The following is a 538-nucleotide window of genomic DNA, read 5'->3' as shown; positions in this document are numbered from 1 at the left end:
TCCTTTTCTTCAAGCAGTACGGGATATTTTTCCGTGTAGTCCCACACATACTCTTTTTCCTTTTTCTTCTTTTTGATTAGTCCTGTTGTAATTGTTTCTCTTGTTCTGTTTCCAAGGCCGTCATATGTGTATGCCGTCTTTTCCGAAATTCCTTTTTTTATTTCACTTACGGTTCCATCCATAAGCGAACTAATCTCATAAGTTTTTATTTCTTTTTCAGGATTTACCGTTCTTTTCGCCGTTCCGTTTTCGCTGTATTTGTTTGAACGTTTTATGCTAAATACTGAGCTTCCCTTTTTTGTAATCTGCTGATTTAAATTATTGTAAGTGTATGTTGTGGACTTTTTTCCTATTGTCTCCTTTAGAAGATTTCCCACATCATCATATGTGTATGTTACTGTCTTGTCTCCTTTTTCCGACACAAGTCTGTTGAGGCTGTCATATTCATATGTTGTGGTCTTCTTTTTGCCGTTTATTATTCCACTTTCATAATGTTTTGTTACATTTCCGTTTAAGTCATATTCATATGATTCTATTA

At 34.4% G+C, this 538-nt stretch carries 1 pseudogene; it reads right to left on the bottom strand.

Going from position 1 to position 538, the window contains the following annotated elements:
* Positions 1-538 (bottom strand): annotated as a pseudogene (locus DWX29_RS12510) (hypothetical protein); the annotation flags it as partial.

The organism is Eubacterium sp. AF19-12LB (assembly GCF_003479125.1).
In the GTDB taxonomy this organism is placed as follows: domain Bacteria; phylum Bacillota; class Clostridia; order Lachnospirales; family Lachnospiraceae; genus Eubacterium_U; species Eubacterium_U album.
The sequence above is the reverse complement of the archived record's forward strand: the minus strand, read 5'-3'. Positions and strand labels throughout refer to the sequence as shown.